The 18214-nt window shown below is 71.1% G+C and carries 19 protein-coding genes; 11 read left to right on the top strand and 8 right to left on the bottom strand.

Annotated features, from left to right (window positions below):
* Positions 1-282 precede the first annotated feature (282 nt).
* The gene (locus ACTG9Q_RS31320; protein WP_455576565.1) at positions 283-423 is read left to right on the top strand and encodes a sigma 54 modulation/S30EA ribosomal C-terminal domain-containing protein; all 141 of its coding nucleotides are present in this window, start codon (positions 283-285) and stop codon (positions 421-423) included.
* 416 nt (positions 424-839) lie between these two features.
* On the opposite strand, the gene ACTG9Q_RS31325 is transcribed toward ACTG9Q_RS31320, so the two are convergent.
* Positions 840-1550 carry a CBS domain-containing protein gene (locus tag ACTG9Q_RS31325; RefSeq protein WP_455576566.1) on the bottom strand — a complete coding sequence of 237 codons (711 nt, stop codon included), beginning with the start codon at positions 1548-1550 and terminating at the stop codon, positions 840-842.
* 147 nt (positions 1551-1697) lie between these two features.
* Between ACTG9Q_RS31325 and ACTG9Q_RS31330 the strand changes: the two genes are divergently transcribed.
* Positions 1698-2708, top strand: coding sequence for an Acg family FMN-binding oxidoreductase (locus tag ACTG9Q_RS31330; protein WP_455576567.1), 1011 nt, complete (start codon positions 1698-1700; stop codon positions 2706-2708).
* 25 nt (positions 2709-2733) lie between these two features.
* On the top strand, positions 2734-3324 hold the full coding sequence (locus tag ACTG9Q_RS31335) for a hypothetical protein (protein WP_455576568.1): 591 nt from the start codon (positions 2734-2736) through the stop codon (positions 3322-3324).
* 64 nt (positions 3325-3388) lie between these two features.
* On the opposite strand, the gene ACTG9Q_RS31340 is transcribed toward ACTG9Q_RS31335, so the two are convergent.
* Positions 3389-3784 (bottom strand): hypothetical protein, encoded by a 396-nt coding sequence (locus ACTG9Q_RS31340; protein ID WP_455576569.1) that lies wholly within the window; start codon positions 3782-3784, stop codon positions 3389-3391.
* A gap of 180 nt (positions 3785-3964) precedes the next feature.
* On the opposite strand from ACTG9Q_RS31340, the gene ACTG9Q_RS31345 reads away from it, so the two are divergent.
* The 3 genes from ACTG9Q_RS31345 to ACTG9Q_RS31355 are packed head-to-tail and all read left to right on the top strand — an operon-like array spanning position 3965 to position 4978.
* Positions 3965-4105 (top strand): hypothetical protein, encoded by a 141-nt coding sequence (locus ACTG9Q_RS31345; RefSeq protein ID WP_455576570.1) that lies wholly within the window; start codon positions 3965-3967, stop codon positions 4103-4105.
* Complete coding sequence (locus tag ACTG9Q_RS31350; RefSeq protein ID WP_455576571.1) at positions 4102-4560, top strand: hypothetical protein; 459 nt, start codon at positions 4102-4104, stop codon at positions 4558-4560. Before ACTG9Q_RS31345 ends, ACTG9Q_RS31350 begins: the two co-directional genes overlap by 4 nt.
* On the top strand, positions 4547-4978 hold the full coding sequence (locus ACTG9Q_RS31355) for a universal stress protein (protein ID WP_455576572.1): 432 nt from the start codon (positions 4547-4549) through the stop codon (positions 4976-4978). The genes ACTG9Q_RS31350 and ACTG9Q_RS31355 overlap by 14 nt, the downstream gene beginning before the upstream one ends.
* A gap of 77 nt (positions 4979-5055) precedes the next feature.
* On the opposite strand, the gene ACTG9Q_RS31360 is transcribed toward ACTG9Q_RS31355, so the two are convergent.
* The 5 genes from ACTG9Q_RS31360 to ppdK all read right to left on the bottom strand — a co-directional run bounded on the left by ACTG9Q_RS31360 (position 5056) and on the right by ppdK (position 11223).
* The gene (locus ACTG9Q_RS31360; protein ID WP_455576636.1) at positions 5056-5322 is read right to left on the bottom strand and encodes a metal-sensitive transcriptional regulator; all 267 of its coding nucleotides are present in this window, start codon (positions 5320-5322) and stop codon (positions 5056-5058) included.
* Between the two features lie 99 nt (positions 5323-5421).
* Positions 5422-6300, bottom strand: coding sequence for a sulfite exporter TauE/SafE family protein (locus tag ACTG9Q_RS31365; protein ID WP_455576573.1), 879 nt, complete (start codon positions 6298-6300; stop codon positions 5422-5424).
* 4 nt (positions 6301-6304) lie between these two features.
* Complete coding sequence (locus tag ACTG9Q_RS31370; protein ID WP_455576574.1) at positions 6305-6880, bottom strand: rhodanese-like domain-containing protein; 576 nt, start codon at positions 6878-6880, stop codon at positions 6305-6307.
* Positions 6877-8265: an MBL fold metallo-hydrolase gene (locus ACTG9Q_RS31375; RefSeq protein WP_455576575.1), complete on the bottom strand. Its 1389-nt coding sequence runs from the start codon at positions 8263-8265 to the stop codon at positions 6877-6879. The genes ACTG9Q_RS31370 and ACTG9Q_RS31375 overlap by 4 nt, the downstream gene beginning before the upstream one ends.
* 264 nt (positions 8266-8529) lie before the next feature.
* The gene (ppdK, locus tag ACTG9Q_RS31380; RefSeq protein WP_455576576.1) at positions 8530-11223 is read right to left on the bottom strand and encodes a pyruvate, phosphate dikinase; all 2694 of its coding nucleotides are present in this window, start codon (positions 11221-11223) and stop codon (positions 8530-8532) included.
* Between the two features lie 336 nt (positions 11224-11559).
* Here ppdK and ACTG9Q_RS31385 point away from each other — a divergent pair, with 336 nt between their 5' ends.
* Genes ACTG9Q_RS31385 through pflA form a run of 3 tightly spaced genes read left to right on the top strand, consistent with a single transcriptional unit; the run spans position 11560 to position 15562 of the window.
* A complete protein-coding gene (locus ACTG9Q_RS31385) occupies positions 11560-12597 on the top strand; it encodes a zinc-dependent alcohol dehydrogenase family protein (RefSeq protein WP_455576577.1) in 1038 nt (345 codons plus the stop codon).
* On the top strand, positions 12594-14840 hold the full coding sequence (gene pflB, locus ACTG9Q_RS31390) for a formate C-acetyltransferase (RefSeq protein ID WP_455576578.1): 2247 nt from the start codon (positions 12594-12596) through the stop codon (positions 14838-14840). The genes ACTG9Q_RS31385 and pflB overlap by 4 nt, the downstream gene beginning before the upstream one ends.
* Entirely contained in the window at positions 14837-15562 is a 726-nt protein-coding gene (gene pflA, locus ACTG9Q_RS31395; RefSeq protein ID WP_455576579.1) for a pyruvate formate-lyase-activating protein, read from the top strand. The genes pflB and pflA overlap by 4 nt, the downstream gene beginning before the upstream one ends.
* Before the next feature lie 131 nt (positions 15563-15693).
* Here the strand turns inward: pflA and ACTG9Q_RS31400 are convergent, their stop codons facing one another.
* Positions 15694-16485 carry a universal stress protein gene (locus ACTG9Q_RS31400; protein ID WP_455576580.1) on the bottom strand — a complete coding sequence of 264 codons (792 nt, stop codon included), beginning with the start codon at positions 16483-16485 and terminating at the stop codon, positions 15694-15696.
* 354 nt (positions 16486-16839) lie between these two features.
* Here ACTG9Q_RS31400 and ACTG9Q_RS31405 point away from each other — a divergent pair, with 354 nt between their 5' ends.
* Together ACTG9Q_RS31405 and ACTG9Q_RS31410 are read left to right on the top strand one after the other, a co-directional pair.
* On the top strand, positions 16840-17844 hold the full coding sequence (locus ACTG9Q_RS31405; protein ID WP_455576581.1) for an Acg family FMN-binding oxidoreductase: 1005 nt from the start codon (positions 16840-16842) through the stop codon (positions 17842-17844).
* A 170-nt stretch (positions 17845-18014) separates the two neighbouring features.
* Positions 18015-18167 carry a hypothetical protein gene (locus ACTG9Q_RS31410; protein ID WP_455576582.1) on the top strand — a complete coding sequence of 51 codons (153 nt, stop codon included), beginning with the start codon at positions 18015-18017 and terminating at the stop codon, positions 18165-18167.
* Positions 18168-18214: the final 47 nt, after the last annotated feature.

Below are 18214 nucleotides of genomic sequence, written 5' to 3' on the forward strand. Positions count from 1 at the left end.
CTGGCCACGAGGTCTCCGGTAGTCACTGGTTTGCTTGGTCGCTAACCCGTCTACCGGAGACCTCACCTATCTGATCAACAACACGCCGGACCAGCACACACGACTTCGAGACACGGCCTAGAAGCCCTCGGTTACCGGTTCCACCTGTTCACCCACGACTCCGGCGAGGACTGCCTGCTGTCGCGCACGGAGGACGGCTACCGCCTCTCCGCCGCGCACGGCACGCCGCCGTCGGCTGGTCCTGGTCTGCGCGTCGAGGCGTCGGACCAGCACCCTCCCCGGTTGGACGCCCAGCAGGCGCAGGCGCGCTTGGACCTGTCCGCCGAGACCGCACTGTTCTACATCGACGCCGACACCGACCGCGGTCGCCTGCTGTACCGGCGCGACGACGGTGGCTATGCATTGGTAACGCCCGTGTCCTAGGTGGTCCGCGCCTTGGACCATCCGACCCCGGGGACCGCCTTGGCCCACTCCGGCTGCCGGAGTGGGACGAGGCGTGACCGGCGCGGCCCTTCCGGGCCGTGGAAAGAGAAAGCGGCCCCTGGGCAAGGGGTCGCCCTGGGGCCGCTCGTTCGCGGCATACCCCGGCCTGGCCGCCGCCGGGGACACCTGGCCGTTGTGGAAGCACTCGGCAGAAAGACCAATTTGGCAGGAACGCTTCTCCCCAGTCGGCGAAGCCGCACCGGCGGACTCCGCCGCGTGACCGAGGACGACCAAGTGGGTCCGTGCTGACTGACCGATCCACAGAACCGAGGAACCGGTCAGCAGACCCGCGCCGTCCACAACGCCGACGTCACCGGCACGAAAGCTCAAGTCGTCGGCGGTGGTCGGTCCGCCGGCTAGCGCTGCGGCTCGTAACGGATGTCGACGACCATCCCCTCGGGGATGGTCACACCGGTGTCGTCCCAGGACCAGCCGAGTCGGTTGTGGACGGACACGACGCCGTCGACGCGCTCGACGAGCGCCTCGGCGATCCGCGCCGAGCTGCGCCGGTCGACGGTGCCGTCGAGGACGACCTGGCCGCCGTCCACGGTGACCTGGACCTTCTCGACCGGGGTGTCCAGCGACCGCTGGAACACCTCGTGCCGGATCTCCTTCGCGATCGCGTCGTCGCCGCGCAGGAAGACACCTAGCAGGTCCGACCGGCTGACCACACCCACCAGCGCACCGTTCGCGGCCACGACCGGCAGACGCTTGACGCGGTGCTCGGACATCAACCGGGCGGCGGTGTTGAGCGAGGTGCCCGCGGTGGTGGTCACGGCGGGACTGCTCATCAACTCGACGGCGACGGTGCCCGCGGCACGCGTCTTGTCGGCGTGCCTGCGCAGCAGCGCTCGCAGGGAGTGCGGCGCGCCGTCGGCGCGGGCACTCTCCTTGGCCAGCAGGTCGGCCTCGGACACCACGCCGACCACAGCGCCGTTCTCGTCGGTCACCGGCAGGGCGCTGACCGAGTGCTCGGTCATCAGCCTGACCAACTCGGCGAATCCCGTGCCCTGCCGGGCGGTGACCACGTCTTGGGTCATCACATCGGCCACTGTGCGCTTGTTCATCTCGACCTCCTCGGAGTCTGTGCACACCAGTCAATCCGCTCCGCCACCTCGGGTGAGGAAGCCAAGGTCCCTGATCGATACCCACCTTCGACCCTCCTGCGCGCCCTGCCGAACGGTGAGAGTTGTGCCAAGACGGAAGGAGACGCCATGACCGCGAGGACGCCGGACACCGGCACGATCCGCACCGTGCTCGCCCTGGCCGGACGCGCACCGTCGGTGCACAACACCCAGCCGTGGCGCTGGGTCATCGGAGCGAAGTCGGTGCACTTGATGGCCGACTGGGACCGTCAGTTGCGAGCCACCGACCCCGACGGGCGGGACCTGCTGGTCAGCTGCGGCGCCGCACTGCACCACCTGCGCACCGCCTTCGCGGGCATGGGTTTCACAACCAGGGTCCACCGGCTGCCCAACCCGGCCGACCCGACCCACTTGGCCGCCGTGGAGCCCCGCGCGGCCACGGCCACCGACGAGCAGATCGCGCTGGCCTCGGCGATCGGCAAGCGGCGCACCGACCGACGCCGGTTCTCGTCATGGCCGGTGCCGGAGGGCCTCATCGACCTGTTCGCCGCGCGGGCCGCCGAGGAGGGTGTGCTCGCCATCCCGATCACCGACCCCGCGCGGCGGCGCGCTCTGGCGACGGCAGTCGTGCTGGCCGCGGCGGACCAGGAACACGCCGAGGGCTACGGCACCGAACTGCGGCTGTGGACCGGGCGCGGGCGGACGGGCACCGATGGCGTGCCCGCCTCCGCTGCCGCGCCATCGGCCACCTCGCACGGCGGCGTCCTCATGCGCCGGTTCAGCGCGGGTTCCCTCCCGGTGCCCGACCTGGACGAGGAAGACGCCGACGCGGGCGCACTGCTGGTGCTGGCCACCACCGGTGACGACACCCTGTCGCGGCTTCGCGCGGGGGAGGCGGCCAGCGCCGTGTTGCTCGCGGCGACCCACCTCGGCCTGGCGACCTGCCCGCTGTCCCAACCGCTCGAAATACCCGAGACCCGTGCGGCGATCCGGGATGACGTGCTCGACGGGAGCGCCATCCCGCAGCTGGTCCTGCGGATCGGCTGGGCGCCCACGTCGGCTCCCTCGCTGCCCGCGACTCCGCGCCGCCCGGTGGCGGAGGTCCTGTCCCGCCTGCCGGACATCGACTCGAACACCTGACGAACACCGATCAATGGAGGTAGAGATGTCCCTGCACCACGCCGAGCGCCCCACCCAGAGGGTCGCGCACCACGGTCCTGCCACCGGCACCGGCTGGACGGCGACCGCGGGCAAGCTGCTCGCCGCCACCCGGATCACGATGGGCCTGGTCTTCCTCTGGGCCTTCCTCGACAAGTTCTTCGGCCTGGGCTACGCCACCGCTTCGACGAATGCCTGGATCAACGGTGGCTCACCCACCAAGGGCTTCCTCGGCGGGATCGACCACGGCCCCTTCGGCGCGGTGTTCCGCTCCTGGGCAGGCCAGGCGTGGGCTGACTGGTTGTTCATGGCCGGGCTGCTCGGTGTCGGCGTCGCCCTGCTGCTCGGCATCGGCCTGCGTGTGGCCGCGGTGGCGGGCTCGCTGCAGATGCTGCTGATGTGGGCCGCGGAGTGGCCCCTCGCCCGCTTCACCGACACCGGTGAGCTGACCCGCTCGACCAACCCGGTGCTCGACTACCACATCGTCTACGCACTCGTGCTGGTCCTCCTCGCCGCCGCCCTCGCGGGCAACGTGTGGGGCATGGGCAAGCGCTGGGCCCGGCTGGACGTCGTCGACCGCAACCGCTGGCTGCGCTGATGCCCTCTGGCACAAGAATTCCCCGACCCGCAAAGGGTCGGGGAATCTCTGCGTCGGAGCCCGGTTATCGACCTGCCAGGGCGGTGGCCAGCCGCGCCACGGAGGTGACCGTGACCCGCGCCGTCAGGCCCGCGGGGGCGGCAGGTTCGACCAGCGGGTCCGCCTCGACCACGAACACCGGCCTGCCCGCCCGCAGCGCGCACACGACACCGTACTCGCGAACGGTGAGTTCCTCGTCGGTGCCGCGCACGTCCACCACCAGGTCGACGCGGTCGACCCTCCCGTCCAGGGGGCAGCTCGATCCAGGGGCCAGCGCGCGGCACAGACCGCTGTCTCCGTGGCAGGTGCTCACCTGCGCCCCGGTCTCGCGCAACCGGGCGGCGACGGGCTCGGCATCACCGAATCGGGCTTCGGTGAGCAGTACGTGCTGCTCACGGCGGTGGGTCGGTTCAGTGGACATGGTGTCCTCGCTTCTCTCGGCAGACCTGTGCTTCCACCGTCGTCCACCCCGGTGCCCGCGAGCAGTGGCGAAGGTCCCGCACGCACGGGGAGATCCGGCACCGCGACGGGGACCCGATTGCCCTGTCCGGGGCCACGCGCCCACCGCAAGCTCAAGGGGGGTGCGATCAGGAGGAGAATCATGAGCCGACGGACGATCAATTCACCCGCTGTGGGCAGCGGCGATGCCGAGCCCGTGGGCGGTGAAGGCATCAACCCCACGGTCATCACGCCAGTGGAACGTCACATCCCGCTGAACGTCGCCCTGTGGGGTGTCCGATGACCGCGGCGCTGCGCGGGCGCACCCGCAGGCGCTGGGAAGAGCTCGGCGGTGTCCTCACCGGGCTCATGGCGATCTGGGCGTACGCGGGCGCGGTCGGCGTCATTGGCGGCGGTGTCGACTTCGGGCGGGAGGTCACCGACCGGTTCCCCTGGGGAAGTACGGCAGTGGCCGGAACCGCGCTGCTGGTCTGCGTCGCACTGCCGATGACCACCGCCACCGCACTCGTCTGGCGACACTCACCCAAAGCACCCACAGCCCTGCTGGTCGCCGGGGCGATCCTCGTGGCCTGGATCATCGTGCAGCTGATGGTCATCCGGACGTTCTCCTGGCTACAGCCTGTCTGCTTCAGCTACGGCCTCATCGTCGCCCGGCTCGGCGCCTTGTCCCGAGTGGACATCAATCTTCTTTCCGGCTGGAAGCACATCGAAATGGAGGATCACCATGGGCACGGATAAACGGATCATCGTCGGCTTCGACGGGTCACCCTCGAGCGTGGCGGCGCTGCGGTGGGCGCTGGCGGAGGGCCGGGCACTGCCCGCGACGGTCACCGCCGTGGAGGTGTGCCCCCCGGAGACCACGTTCCTCCCCGCGACATCAATGAGCCTGCACCCCAGGGGCACGGTCCCGCACAGTGGTCTCAGTCCGCTCGCCCGCATCGCCGGGCAGGTCGCCGACGAGGCGGGTGCGCGGCTGGAGGTGCGCCGGGTGAGCGGCCGGACCGGCAAGGCTCTGGCCGAGACCGGCGACGCCGACCTCATCGTCATCGGCGCCCACCACCGGGCCATGAACCTGACCACCGGCATGGGCGCCTTCGCGATGGACTGCGTCCGCCATGCCCGCTGCCCGGTGGCCATCGTCCCCGAGAACGCTTAGCCAGGGCCGCGGGCAGAAGCGCAGGTGCTGCCCGCGGCCTGATGACCACCCACTTGGTCGTGGCCGGGTTCAACCGGTCAGGCGAGGGAGAGGAAGAGCTTCTCCAAACGGGCGCGATCCAGGGTGTTGCCCTCCTCGCCCGCGGTGATGCACTGCTCCAGACCGGTGGCGATGATGGCGAAGCCCGCCTTGTCCAGGGCGCGGGAGACGGCGGCCAGCTGGGTGACGACGTCCTCGCAGTCCCGGCCCGCCTCCAGCATCCGAACCACCCCGGCCAACTGGCCCTCCGCCCGGCGCAGGCGCTTGATCACGTCGTTGACGACCTGGGTGTTCTCCAGTTGCATTTCCCTCATCCTCATTCCAGCTCATACCCCAGCGGGTACCCGTATGGTGCAGCGCCGCGCGGCCCCCGGACATTCCGGAGGTGTCGCCCGGCAGGGCGGTCAGGTCTTGGCGGTCGTCGACCGGTGCCCGGTGCCGAGGTGCCGCAGCGGGCACCGGGACGTCAGACCCGCGCACACGCCCGCGGCGACACCGATGACCGCAACCACGATAAGCGCGGGGACCCTGAGCCGGTCCGGGGCCTGCTGGGCCAGCACGAAGGCTCCCATGGCCAGCACGAACCAGCCAAAGCCCCGGCGCAGCGCGTCGGCGGGAATCCGGTCCACCAGCCGGTTGCCCACGAAGCTGCCCGCGACCGCCGCGGCGGTGACCGTTCCGGTGAGCGCCCAGTCGATGGGCACGGTGGCCAGGTAGCCCGCCAGGCCCGCGAACGACTTCATGGCGATGACCAGCAGTGAGGTGCCGACCGCGACCGTCATGGGCAGCCCGGCGAGCAAGGTCAGCGCCGGGACCACCAAGAAGCCCCCGCCCGCGCCGACCAGGCCGGTGGCCAGGCCGACGACGACCCCGTCCACCAGTACCCGAACCGTGGACAGCTGGGCATGCGCGGTGGCGGGCACGGGTGCGCGGCGACCACGGATCATGGCCACCGCGGTGGCGATCATCATCGCCGCGAAGACCCCCATCAGCACCGGGCCGGGCAGGTGGCCACCCACCAGTCCGCCCGCGAAGGCCCCCGCCATGCCCGCGACGCCGAACAGCAGGCCGGTGCGCCAGCGGACCCGCCCTTGGCGAGCGTGTCCGACGACGCTGATCGCAGAAGTCACCCCCACGACCACCAGGGAGGCGGCGATGGCCTCCTTGGTGCCCATCCCCGCCACATAGACCAGCAGCGGCACCATGAGGATCGACCCGCCGCCGCCGAGCAGCCCCAGCGTGATCCCCACAACGACGGCGAGCGCCACGGTCAGCACCACCATGGGGTCACCGGCCCCTGGAGAGCTGGTCGATCCCCGAGACGCCGTGGGCATGCCCCCGCCGATTCCAGGGCATCCTGGCCAAGGCCATGCCCAAGGCGCAGGTGTTGGTCAAGGCGGCGAAGACCAGTCCGGCGCCGACCAGGCCCGCGACCCACTTCGCGGCGGGCAGGGCCGCGCTGGCGAGCACGGCCGTGAGGACCAGCGAACCTGACAGGAAGCGCACCTGGCGCTCCAGCTCCCACACCCGGCGACCGCGGTTGAGCTCGCCGCCGGTCCGCTCCCAGTCGGCGATGCCGCCCGCGAGCACCGCGCTGTCGTCGACGCCTGCGCGGGCGAGTGCCTCTTGGGCCTGACCTGCCCGCTGACCCGACCGGCAGACCAGGACGACGTCCTGGCCGTGGAGCAGCGGGCAAAGGGCTTCCAACTGCTCCCTGAGCACGTCCAACGGCACGTTGACCGCGCCGGGGATGTGCCCGGCCTCGAACTCCGCGGGTGTGCGGGCGTCGATCAGGCGCGAGGTGGAGGCATCCCCGCCGAGTTGTTCCCGCAGCGACGGCGCATCGATGAAGGCCCTGGTCATGCCGAGACTCCCTGGTCGTCGAGGGCGGGGGTGCTGAGGGGTAGGCCTGCCGGGCCCGCGTTGTCGAAGGAGTCGTCGACCGCGACGACATCGACGCCGCGGGCGTTGAGGAGGGCGGCCACCACGGCGGCGCGGTAGCCCCCGGCGCAGTGGACCCAGACCGGGCCGGGTGGGATCTCGTCCAGGCGGTCGAGCACCTCGTGGATCGGGATGTGCGCGGAGCCGGTGATGTGCTGTTCGGCGCGCTCCTGGTTTCGGCGGACGTCGAGGACGACCGCCTCCGGGTTCCGGGACAGCTCGGCGGCGAGGTCGGCGAACGAGGCGGTGGCGTGGCGGCGCAGCGGCTTGTCGCCTGCCCAGTCCTCGGGCCCGCCGGTGGCCATCGCGGCGGGGCGGTCGATGCCGATGCGGACCAATTCGCGCTGGGCCTCGGCGACGTCCTGCGCGGTCGCGCCCAGCAGCGTCACCGGTGTGCCCCAGGGGATGAGCCAGCCGAGGTAGGTGACGAACGGGCCGTCGAGGCCGAAGTTCACCGTGCCTGCCACGTGCCCCGCCGCGAACGCGGTCCGCTCGCGCAGGTCGACGACCCATTCGCCGTCCCCGATGCGGCGGCGCAGTTCGACCGGATCGGCCTCGACGGGCGGGGACAGGTCCGGCGCGCCGGGGCCGGCGGAGTTCACGGGTCCCATGTGCGCGTAGTACGCCGGGTAGGCGTCGAGGCCAGCGAGCAGGTGTTCGACGTAGGCGTCGATGTCCCTGGTCAGCACCGGGTTGACCAGCTTCTCCTGCCCGATCGTGCCCGAGGCCCCGCCGGACTGGGTGGCCGAGCAGAAACTGCCGAAGCCGTGCGTCGGGTAGACGGCGGTGGAGTCGGGCAGCTCGCCCGCCAGCCTGCGGGCGGAGTGCCACTGGGCGTGCGCCAGCGCATCGGTGTGGTCGGGGCCGAGCAGGTCCGGGCGTCCGGTGGAGCCGTGGAGCAGTGACCCGCCGGTGAACACCGCGACCGGTTCACCGCCCTCCGACAGGGCGAAGGACAGGTGGGTGTGCGTGTGGCCAGGGGTGAGCAGGACCTTCACCCGCATCCGGTCCCCGACCTCGACGACGTCGCCGTCACGCACGCCGACCCGCTCGAAGGACACCGGATCGTCGGCGTTGAGCAGGTACTGCGCGCCCACCTCGCGTGCCAACTGGTGGCCGCCGCTCACGTAGTCGTTGTGGATGTGGGACTCGAAGACGTGGGTGACGCGCACACCCGCCGCGCGCGCCAAGTCGAGCACCCGGTCGTAGTCGCGCTGCGGGTCGACCACCAAGGCGACCTCGCCGTCATGGGCCAGGTAGGTGCGGTCTCCGAGCCCAGGTGTGTCGATGGGCAGGACAGTGATCATCGGCTCAGCCCCTCTCAGGCTGTCACGGTCTCGACGGGCGGCAAGGCCCCCCCGCCTCATACCCCAGGGGGTATATCCAAGACAACGGTAGCATCCCTGCACGTATGCCCCCGGGGGTATGCTTGCTCTGATGGGCCCGATCACAGAACAACCGCACTTGCCCGGAGTGGCTGACGACAGACCCCGCCGACGGCAAACGCCCCGGAGCGAGGTGTGGTCGCTCCGGGGCGTTTCGCTGGCTGCCGTCACGCGGACTCGGTCTTCCTAGCGGTTGTCGGTGGCGGCGCCTGCCTCGCCGACCACGGCACGGCCCGCTTCGAGGCGGGCGACGGGCACTCGGAACGGTGAGCAGGAGACGTAGTCGAGGCCGACCTCGTGGAAGAAGCGGATCGATGCGGGATCGCCGCCGTGCTCGCCGCACACGCCCAAGGTGAGTTCCGGGCGGGCGGCGCGGCCCTCCCGCACCGCGATCGCGATCAGCCTGCCGACCCCCTCGCGGTCGATCGTCTCGAACGGGGACACCTCGAACACGCCCTCGGCGAGGTACACCGGGAAGAACGACCCTTCGACGTCGTCCCGGGAGAAGCCCCACACCGTCTGCGTCAGGTCGTTGGTGCCGAAGGAGAAGAACTCGGCGGTCTCGGAGATGCGGCCCGCGGTGAGCGCGGCGCGCGGCAGCTCGATCATCGTGCCGATGTGGAATGGGATGTCCACGCCGGAGCCTCGGGCGACGTCGGCGAGGGTTCGCTGGGCTCGCGCCGCGACCACCTCCAGCTCGCGCGCGTCGCCGACGAGCGGGATCATGATTTCCACCCGCGGTTCCCCGCCCGCTCGGATTCGCGCCGCCGCGGCCTCCGCGATCGCGCGAACTTGCAGGTCGTACAGTGCCGGGATGATCAGCCCGAGCCGCACGCCACGCGTGCCGAGCATCGGGTTCTGCTCGTGCAGCCGGTCGACCGCGCGCAGGAGGTCCTCCGGTGCGTCGGTCTCGCCGAGTGCCTTCGCGACCGCGACCCGTGCGGTGAGCTCGACGTGGTCGGGCAGGAACTCGTGCAGTGGCGGGTCGAGCAGCCTGATGGTGACCGGCAGGCCGTCCATCTCCTCGAGGATGCGCGTGAAGTCCGCGCGCTGCAACGGGAGCAACGCGGCGAGCGCCTCGGCGCGAGTGGTGTCGTCGGTCGCCAGGATCAGTCGTTCGACGAGCACCCTGCGGTCGCCGAGGAACATGTGCTCGGTGCGGCACAGTCCGATCCCGGCGGCGCCGAGCCGGCGGGCCCGCCTCGCGTCCTCCGGGGTGTCGGCGTTGGCCCGCACCTCCAGCCGGTGCCTGCGGTCGGCGTGGGTGATGATCCGGTCCACGGCCCGCAGCAGGTCGTCGCTGTCGGCGGGGCGGCGGCCCTCGAAGTAGTCGGCGACCGGGGATGGGGCCACGGCCAGCTCGCCGAGGTACACCGTGCCCGCCGTCCCGTCGACCGAGATCACATCGCCTTCGGCGACCACCGTGCCGTCGGCGGTGGTGAAGCGGCGGGCCTCGACGTCGATGGTCAGCGACTCCGCACCGCACACGCAGGTCCGACCGAGGCCGCGGGCGACGACGGCGGCGTGCGAGGTCTTGCCGCCGCGGCTGGTGAGGACCCCTCGGGCGTGGATCAACCCGTCGAGGTCGTCGGGGTTGGTCTCGCGGCGCACGAGGATCACCGCCGCACCCGTCTCCGCCCGGCGGACCGCGGTCGCGGAGTCGAACACCACCTCACCGACCGCCGCGCCCGGCGACGCGGCGACGCCGGTGGCCAGCGGCGCCCGGTCGGTGTCGCCGAAGCGCGGGAACATCAACTGGGCCAGTTGCGCACCGGTCACCCGCCGCAACGCCTCATCGGCGTCGATCAGGCCCTCCTCGCGCAGTGCGTTGGCGATGCGGAACGCGGCGGCCGCGGTGCGCTTCCCGACACGGGTCTGCAGCATCCACAGCTTGCGGCGTTCGATGGTGAACTCGATGTCGCACAGGTCGCGGTAGTGCTCCTCCAACGTGCCCATGATCTCCAGCAGCCGCTCGTGCGCCTGGGGATGCAGGGCGGCGAGCCGGTGCAACGGCAGCGTGTTGCGGATGCCTGCCACGACGTCCTCGCCTTGGGCGTTGGGCAGGTAGTCGCCGTAGACGCCGGGCGCGCCCGTGGCGGGGTCGCGCGTGAACGCGACGCCCGTGCCCGAGTTCTCGCCCAGGTTGCCGAACACCATCGCGCACACGTTGACCGCCGTGCCGAGGTCGTCCGAGATGTGTTCGGCGCGCCGGTAGGTCCGGGCCCGCTCGGTGCGCCAGGACTCGAAGACCGACGCGATCGCCATGTCCAACTGCTCACGCGGGTCCTGCGGGAACTCCCGGCCTGACCGTTCGCGGACGATGTCCTTGAACGTCGTGGTCAGCGCGCGCAGGTCCTCGGCGTCCAGGCCGAGGTCGCCGTCGACGCCCTTGGCCCGCTTGGCCTCCCGCAACGCGCCCGCGAAGTGCTCCGCGTCGACACCGAGCACCGTCGTGCCGAACATCTGCACCAGCCTGCGGTAGGAGTCCCACGCGAGCCGCTCGTCCCCCGCCCAGGCGGCGAGCCCGGCCACCGAGTCGTCGGTCAGGCCGATGTCGAGGACCGTGTCCATCATCCCGGGCATCGAGAACCGCGCGCCAGAGCGGACCGCGACCAGCAGCGGCTCGTCGACCTGCCCGAGCTTGCGGCCCATCGCCCGCTCCAGCGTGTGCAGGTGCTCGTCCACCTCCGCGGCGAGCCCTTGCGGCGCCTCACCGGTGGCCAGGTAGGCGCGGCAGGCTTCGGTGGTGATCGTGAAACCGGGCGGCACGGGCAGCCCCATCACGGTCATCTCGGCGAGGTTGGCGCCCTTGCCGCCGAGCAGGTCCGCCATGAACCGGTTGCCCTCAGCGAAGTCGTACACGTATTTGGGCATCGTCATCACTCCTCGTTTAGTCACTTGTGGACAGTGCGACGACCCGATCGCTCATGACGGCACTCCGTCCGGTTCCATCCCGTCCTCCCAAGGTGCACCGGCCGCGGCGGTCGCGCCGCCGCCGAAGGTCCCCCGGTCGACCCGCCGAACGTCCCTGATCACCACGCGGCACCGAGCCCCGGGATGCGCCCTTCCTCCTCAAGGACCTCAACCCTGTACCTGCGGTGTGCCGGCTCCGTTTGGTTGACAGCGGCGAAGAACCCTGCCCTGGCGGGACCTCGGGCCCTGTCTCGCCGCCGCGCCCGGGGAGACGCTCTGAGTGACCCATCAAGGAGGAAAACCATGAAGGCGCTCGTTTATCGCGGCCCTGGTCATCGCGCATGGGAGGACGTGCCCGCCCCCGAGTTGGTCGACCCGACCGACGCGATCGTGCGGGTCACCGCGGCCACGATCTGCGGCACGGACCTGCACATCCTGAAGGGGGACGTGCCCGAGGTGGAACCCGGCCAGGTGCTGGGCCACGAGGGTGTGGGCGTGGTGGAGTGGGTCGGCGCGGCGGTGACCGGGATCAAGCCGGGTGACCGGGTGCTGGTGTCGTGCATCAGCGCGTGCGGGCGCTGCTCGTACTGCCGGACCGGGGTGTACGGCCAGTGCCTGGGCGGTGGCGGCTGGATCCTGGGCCACACCGTGGACGGAACGCACGCGGAGTACGTGCGGGTGCCGTTCGCGGACACCTCGACCTACGTGCTGCCCAGCGGCGTCACCGACGCCGCCGCGGTCATGCTGTCGGACATCCTGCCCACGGCGTTCGAGGTCGGTGTGCTCAACGGCAAGGTCGAGCCGGGGCAGACGGTGGTGATCGTGGGCGCCGGGCCGATCGGGCTGGCCGCGATCGAGACCGCGCGCTTCTACAGCCCTGGTCACATCGTGGCGGTGGACCTGGCCGCGTCGCGGCTGGAGGCGGCCAAGCAGTTCGGCGCGGACGTGACCGTGAACGCGGCCGACGACGTCGAGCGGGTGGTGGCCGAGCTGACCGGCGGCCTGGGCGCGGACCTCGCCATCGAGGCGGTGGGCGTGCCGGAGACCTTCGAGCTGTGCGCGCGGCTGGTCCGCCCCGGCGGGCGGATCGCGAACGTCGGCGTGCACGGCAAGCCCGCGACGCTGCACCTGGAGCAGCTGTGGATCCGCAACGTCACCATCACCACCGGCCTGGTGGACACGGTGACCACGCCCAGGCTGCTGACGATGCTGGCCAACGGCAGGCTCGACGCCGAGCGGTTCGCCACGCACCGCTTCGCGCTGGAGGACATGGACGAGGCCTACGACGTGTTCGCGCGCGCGGGCGAGACCGGCGCGCTGAAGGTGGTGCTGACGCGATGACCACCGTGACGGAGCGATCCGACGCGTGGACCGGCTTCCGCGACGGGGATTGGCGGCACGACATCGATGTGCGCGGGTTCATCCAGGCGAACCACACCTCGTACGAGGGCGACGACGCGTTCCTGGCCGGGCCGACCGAGCGGACGGCAGGGCTGTGGCGCGACCTGTCGGGGCTGTTCGCCGAGGAGCGCAGGCGCGGCATCCTGGACGTGGACGTGCACACACCGTCGACCATCACCTCGCACCGGCCGGGCTACCTCGACCGGACACAAGAGCTGATCGTCGGCCTGCAGACCGACGCACCGCTCAAGCGGGCGATCATGCCCAACGGCGGGCTGCGGATGGTGGAGGCGAGCCTGCAGGCGTACGGCTACGAGCTGGACCCCGCGGTGCGGGAAATCTTCTCGAAGTACCGCAAGACGCACAACGACGGTGTCTTCGACGCTTACACCGACGAGATCCTGCGCGCCCGGCGGGCAGGCGTCATCACCGGGCTGCCGGACGCCTACGGGCGCGGGCGGATCATCGGCGACTACCGGCGGGTCGCGCTGTACGGCGTGGACCGGCTGATCGAGGCCAAACGGGCCGAGCGGGCAGCCATCGACGCGATTCCGTCCACCGAGGACGTCATCCGTGACCGCGAGGAATTGGCCGAGCAGGTCCGAGCGCTGGACGAGCTCAAGCGGATGGCCGCCTCCTACGGCGACGACATCTCCGGTCCCGCGACGACCGCCCGCGAGGCCGTCCAGTGGCTGTACTACGCCTACCTGGCCGCGGTGAAGGAGCAGAACGGCGCGGCGATGTCGCTCGGCCGCACCTCGACGTTCCTGGACGTATACTTCCAGCGCGACCTGGAGGCCGGGCGGCTGACCGAGTCGCAGGCCCAGGAACTGGTCGACGACCTGGTGATCAAGCTGCGGATCGTGCGGTTCCTGCGCACCCCCGCCTACGACGAGCTGTTCTCCGGCGACCCGACCTGGGTCACCGAGAGCATCGGCGGCATCGGCGAGGACGGCAGGCCGCTGGTCACCAGGACCAGCTTCCGTTTCCTCAAGACCCTGTACAACCTGGGTCCGGCGCCGGAGCCGAATCTGACCGTGCTGTGGTCGCCCGCGCTGCCGGAGGGCTTCAAGCGGTTCTGCGCACGGGTCTCGGTGGACACCAGCTCGATCCAGTACGAGAACGACGAGCTGATCCGACCCAGGTTCGGCGACGACACCGCGATCGCCTGCTGCGTCTCGGCCATGAAGGTCGGCAAGCAGATGCAGTTCTTCGGCGCGCGGGTGAACCTGGCCAAGGCGCTGCTGTACGCGGTCAACGGCGGCCGCGACGAGATGACCGGCGAGCAGGTCTCACCCGCGCGGCCCCCGCTCGCGGGCGAGTACCTCGACTACGAGCAGGTACGCGCGGAGTTCGGCCGGACGCTCGACTGGCTGGCCCGCACCTACGTGGACGCGCTGAACATCATCCACTACATGCACGACAAGTACGCCTACGAACGCATCGAGATGGCCCTGCACGACCACCCCGCGGAACGGCTGCTCGGCTGCGGCATCGCGGGCCTGTCGGTCGTCGCGGACAGCCTCTCGGCGATCAAGCATGCGCAGGTGCGGGTGATCCGTGACGACACCGGCCTGGCCGTCGACTTCGCGGTGGAGGGCGACTTCCCCCGCTACGGCAACAACGACGACCGGGCCGACGCCCTGGCGGTGGGGCTGGTCCAGGACTTCATGGCGCTGGTCCGCCGCTACCCGACCTACCGGCACGCGGGGCACACCCAGTCGGTGCTCACCATCACCTCGAACGTGGTCTACGGCCGCCACACCGGCAACACCCCGGACGGAAGGCGCGCGGGCGAACCGTTCGCGCCCGGCGCCAACCCGATGAACGGCCAAGACCGCCACGGCCTGGTCGCCGCCGCCCTGTCGGTGGCGAAGCTGCCCTACGACGAGGCGCTGGACGGCATCTCGCTGACCGCGAGCATCACGCCGGACGGGTTGGGCCGCGACATCGGGGAACGGGTCACCAACCTCGTCGGCGTGCTCGACGGGTACACCGACGCCGGTGGGTTCCACCTCAACGCCAACGTGCTCAACCGGGAGGTGCTGCTGGACGCGATGGAGCACCCGGAGAAGTACCCGCAGCTGACCATCCGGGTGTCGGGGTACGCGGTCAACTTCGTGCGCCTGACACCCGAACAACAGCGGGACGTGGTCAACCGCACGTTCCACGGGTCACTGTGACCACCGGGGCGGTCCACTCCTGGGACCTCGCCACGGCGGTGGACGGCCCCGGCACCCGGTTCGTCGTGTTCACGGCCGGGTGCCCCCTGCGCTGCCTGTACTGCCACAACCCGGAGACCCGGTTCGCGCGGTACGGGCAGCGCGTCGGCGTGGACGACCTGGTGGCCGAGATCGGCAAGTACCGCCGGTTCATCCAGGTCGCAGGCGGCGGAGTCACGATCAGCGGTGGAGAACCGCTGCTACAGCCGGAATTCACCGCAGAGCTGCTGCACCGGGTGAAGGAACTCGGCCTGCACACCGCCCTGGACACCTCCGGGTTCCTCGGTGACCGGGCCACCGACGAGCTGCTGGCCGACACGGACCTGGTGCTGCTGGACATCAAGTCGTGGGACCCGACCACCTACCGGCACGTGACCGGCGGCGAGGTCGAACCGACACTGCGCTTCGCCCGCAGGCTCGCAGACCTGGGCAAGCCGATGTGGATCCGGTTCGTACTGGTGCCGGGACAGACCGACGACCCTGACAACGTGGCGGGCATCGCCTCCTTCGTCGCCACCCTGCCGTCGGTCGAGCGCGTGGACGTGCTGCCCTTCCACAAGATGGGCACGCCCAAGTACGAGGCCATCGGCCTCCCGTTCCCGCTCGCCGACACCCCGACCCCGGACGCCGAACTGGTCGAACGGGTGCGCGCGCAGTTCACCGCCCACGGTCTGCGGGCATGAGAAGGCTCGCGGCACAGGGACCACGGCCAGCCGATGTGATGGATGGTGAAACGCCCCGGAGCGATCGCATGATCGCTCCGGGGCGTTCACCGCCAGCGTTGACAGGCCGAATGCTGTCGGGCACCCCCGCCTCACGGTGCGGGGACGACCGCCACGGGGCATTCGGCGTGATACATCACGCTCTGGGCGGTGCTGCCGAGAACGAGACCGCCGAGGGGGCTGTGGCCGCGGCTGCCGACGACCAGCAGTTGGGCGTCGTCGGCGTGGTCGAGGATGGCGCGGGCGGGCCGGTCACGGACGACGACGCGCTCGACGGAGACCTCGGGGTACTTCTCGTTCCAGCCCGCCAGCCGTTCCGCCAGGAACGCGGCCTCGTCCTCGACGATCGCGTCCCAGCCAGCCAGGTAGGGCAGCGGGGCCCAGCCGCTGGCGTAGACGGTGTCCTTCCAGGCGTGGACGGCGCGCAGGCCGACGCCGTGGTGCGCGGCCTGGTCGAAGGCGAAGGCGAGTGCCGCCTCGCCCGCCGGGGACCCGTCCACGCCCACGACCACCGGCCCCTGCCGGGGCACGGTGCCGCGGATGACGACGACCGGGCTGTGGGAGTGGGCGGTCATCGTCAGCGCCAGCGAGCCCGCGAGGAGACCGCGGAACCCGCCGAGACCGCGGCTGCCCATGACGACGGCGTGCGCGCCATCGGATGCCTCGACGACCACCTGGGACGGCGGGCCCATGCGCTGGTCGAGAATGGGATCGATGCCGGGCGCCGCGGCGCGGGCGGTGGCGGAGGCGTCGGCGAGCACCCGGTCGGCGAACTCGGTCATGGCCGCCACCCACCGGTCGACAGGGTCGAGGGCGGCCGGCAGCCGGGGCGGGGGCGGCGGATAGGCGTGCAGCAGCCGCAGCGGCAGGCCCCGCTGCCTCACGGGCCGCCCAGCGAACGGCGTCGAGGGCAGGGGCAGAGCCGTCGACAGCAGCGATGATCTGGGACATCAGCGAACCTTTCCGGACGAGCGCGGCTGCGCCGCGCGAGAACGATGGAACATCGGCGCACCCTCGATAACGGGGCGCCCAACCGCTGGACGGCCTGCGAACCACCGACCACTGTCACTTCGGCTCCATCCACATCGGACATGGCGGTCTCCTTGGTGGCTTCGACCAGCCTCCCGCCGTTCCCCGCGCACGGAGAGGGTCCAACGTCCCGGCAAGGCGGGACATCCGACGACAGCGCCCAGAACCCTCATCCGGTGTGATGAGTGGAAACGAACCGAGGAGCCGCTATGTCCGATTCGCCGCCGCGGCCGGACGACGAGACACTCAGGTCCGCGATCACTCTCGCCTGCCGCGCCCCGTCCGTGCACAACACCCAGCCGTGGGCGTGGGTGACCGGGGAGCACTCTCTGCACCTGATGGCCGATCGCACCCGATGGCTGACCGCCACCGACCCACACGGCCGTGACCTGCTGATGAGCTGTGGCGCCGCCCTGCACCACCTGAGGGTGGCGCTCGCGGCCCAGGGATGGTCCACCGTGGATCTCCTGATCGATCCGGTTGACCGTGACCACCTCGCCGCCCTCAGCCTCCAGCCCAGCCTGCCGCAGGGCGCGCCGCTCGCCGCGGCGATCCCGCTGCGGCGGACCGACCGACGCCGCTACAGCGCGCGCCCCGTCCCGGACGAGGCCATCGCGGCGCTGGTGCGGGCGGCGTCGGACTTCGCCGTGACCGCCGTCCCGATCGAGGACCGGGATGACCGGCTGGAGGTGGCCGTCAGCCTCTTGGCCGGAGCGACCCGCCAGCAAGCCGACCAGCGAATCCATCGAGAACTGACCTATTGGGCGGGCCGCACCGGTGGTCTCCCCGAAGGCGTCTCGGCCGCCAGTGCGCTCCCAGGCGCACCTCGTCACGGCGGCGTGCCCATGCGGTACTTCCCCAGCGGGGTGCTCGACGACCCGCTCCGCGGACCGGGCGAGCCCGACGCGGCGCTGTTGCTGTTCCTGACCACCGGCGACGACTCGCCGACCGCGTGGCTCCGCGCGGGCGAGGCGATGAGCGCCGTGCTGCTCACGGCCACCGCACTGGGCCTGGCCAGCTGCCCGCTCTCGCAGAACGTCGAGGTCGACGGCATCCGAGCACGGTTGCGCGCACGCGTCCTCTTCGGCGCGGGCGAGCCACAACTGGTCATCCGGGTCGGCTACGCGGCGGAGAAGGCGGCCGCGTTGCCCGTCACCCCGCGCCGACCCGTGAACGAGGTGTGCCACCCGCTGCCCGGCGCCGGAAGGCGATGACCTGACGGAGAAGGCCACCACAAGCACGCGACAGGTCGGGGCAGCGCTCCCGACGGGCGACCCGTGCGCAGCACGGCTTGGAGCAGACCTCGGAGGTCGCACTTCGCGGCGAGCGCGTATCCGGCATCGTTGGCGGGACCACGTCGACGGTGAAGGTGGTCACGCCATCGGTGCGGACGAGTGCGATCAACTCCTCCAGCAGCACGTGCGCCTGCTCGTGGTGGGCGATCGAGGACGACCCCGCCGACCGGCACGTGGCCCGCGTCCTGGCCGAATCCGTTCCCGGCGTCCAAGCGGTGACGGTCGCCGCCAAGCCGTCCTGATAACCGGCACAGCCCGAGAGGAAGGGCCGCTTCCGAATCCGGAAGCG

The sequence above is a fragment of the Actinokineospora lacus genome, assembly GCF_053813445.1.

Excerpts from the sequence above, each read along its gene's own strand:
- pflB (WP_455576578.1), top strand. The coding sequence starts at position 12,594 with ATGACCACCGTGACGGAGCGATCCGACGCGTGGACCGGCTTCCGCGAC.
- ACTG9Q_RS31340 (WP_455576569.1), bottom strand. The coding sequence starts at position 3,784 with ATGTCCACTGAACCGACCCACCGCCGTGAGCAGCACGTACTGCTCACC.
- ACTG9Q_RS31370 (WP_455576574.1), bottom strand. The coding sequence starts at position 6,880 with ATGACCAGGGCCTTCATCGATGCGCCGTCGCTGCGGGAACAACTCGGC.
- ACTG9Q_RS31350 (WP_455576571.1), top strand. The coding sequence starts at position 4,102 with ATGACCGCGGCGCTGCGCGGGCGCACCCGCAGGCGCTGGGAAGAGCTC.
- ACTG9Q_RS31375 (WP_455576575.1), bottom strand. The coding sequence starts at position 8,265 with ATGATCACTGTCCTGCCCATCGACACACCTGGGCTCGGAGACCGCACC.
- ACTG9Q_RS31330 (WP_455576567.1), top strand. The coding sequence starts at position 1,698 with ATGACCGCGAGGACGCCGGACACCGGCACGATCCGCACCGTGCTCGCC.
- ACTG9Q_RS31355 (WP_455576572.1), top strand. The coding sequence starts at position 4,547 with ATGGGCACGGATAAACGGATCATCGTCGGCTTCGACGGGTCACCCTCG.
- ACTG9Q_RS31360 (WP_455576636.1), bottom strand. The coding sequence starts at position 5,322 with ATGCAACTGGAGAACACCCAGGTCGTCAACGACGTGATCAAGCGCCTG.
- ACTG9Q_RS31335 (WP_455576568.1), top strand. The coding sequence starts at position 2,734 with ATGTCCCTGCACCACGCCGAGCGCCCCACCCAGAGGGTCGCGCACCAC.
- ACTG9Q_RS31325 (WP_455576566.1), bottom strand. The coding sequence starts at position 1,550 with ATGAACAAGCGCACAGTGGCCGATGTGATGACCCAAGACGTGGTCACC.
- ACTG9Q_RS31365 (WP_455576573.1), bottom strand. The coding sequence starts at position 6,300 with ATGGTGGTGCTGACCGTGGCGCTCGCCGTCGTTGTGGGGATCACGCTG.
- ACTG9Q_RS31385 (WP_455576577.1), top strand. The coding sequence starts at position 11,560 with ATGAAGGCGCTCGTTTATCGCGGCCCTGGTCATCGCGCATGGGAGGAC.
- ACTG9Q_RS31405 (WP_455576581.1), top strand. The coding sequence starts at position 16,840 with ATGTCCGATTCGCCGCCGCGGCCGGACGACGAGACACTCAGGTCCGCG.
- ACTG9Q_RS31345 (WP_455576570.1), top strand. The coding sequence starts at position 3,965 with ATGAGCCGACGGACGATCAATTCACCCGCTGTGGGCAGCGGCGATGCC.
- ppdK (WP_455576576.1), bottom strand. The coding sequence starts at position 11,223 with ATGACGATGCCCAAATACGTGTACGACTTCGCTGAGGGCAACCGGTTC.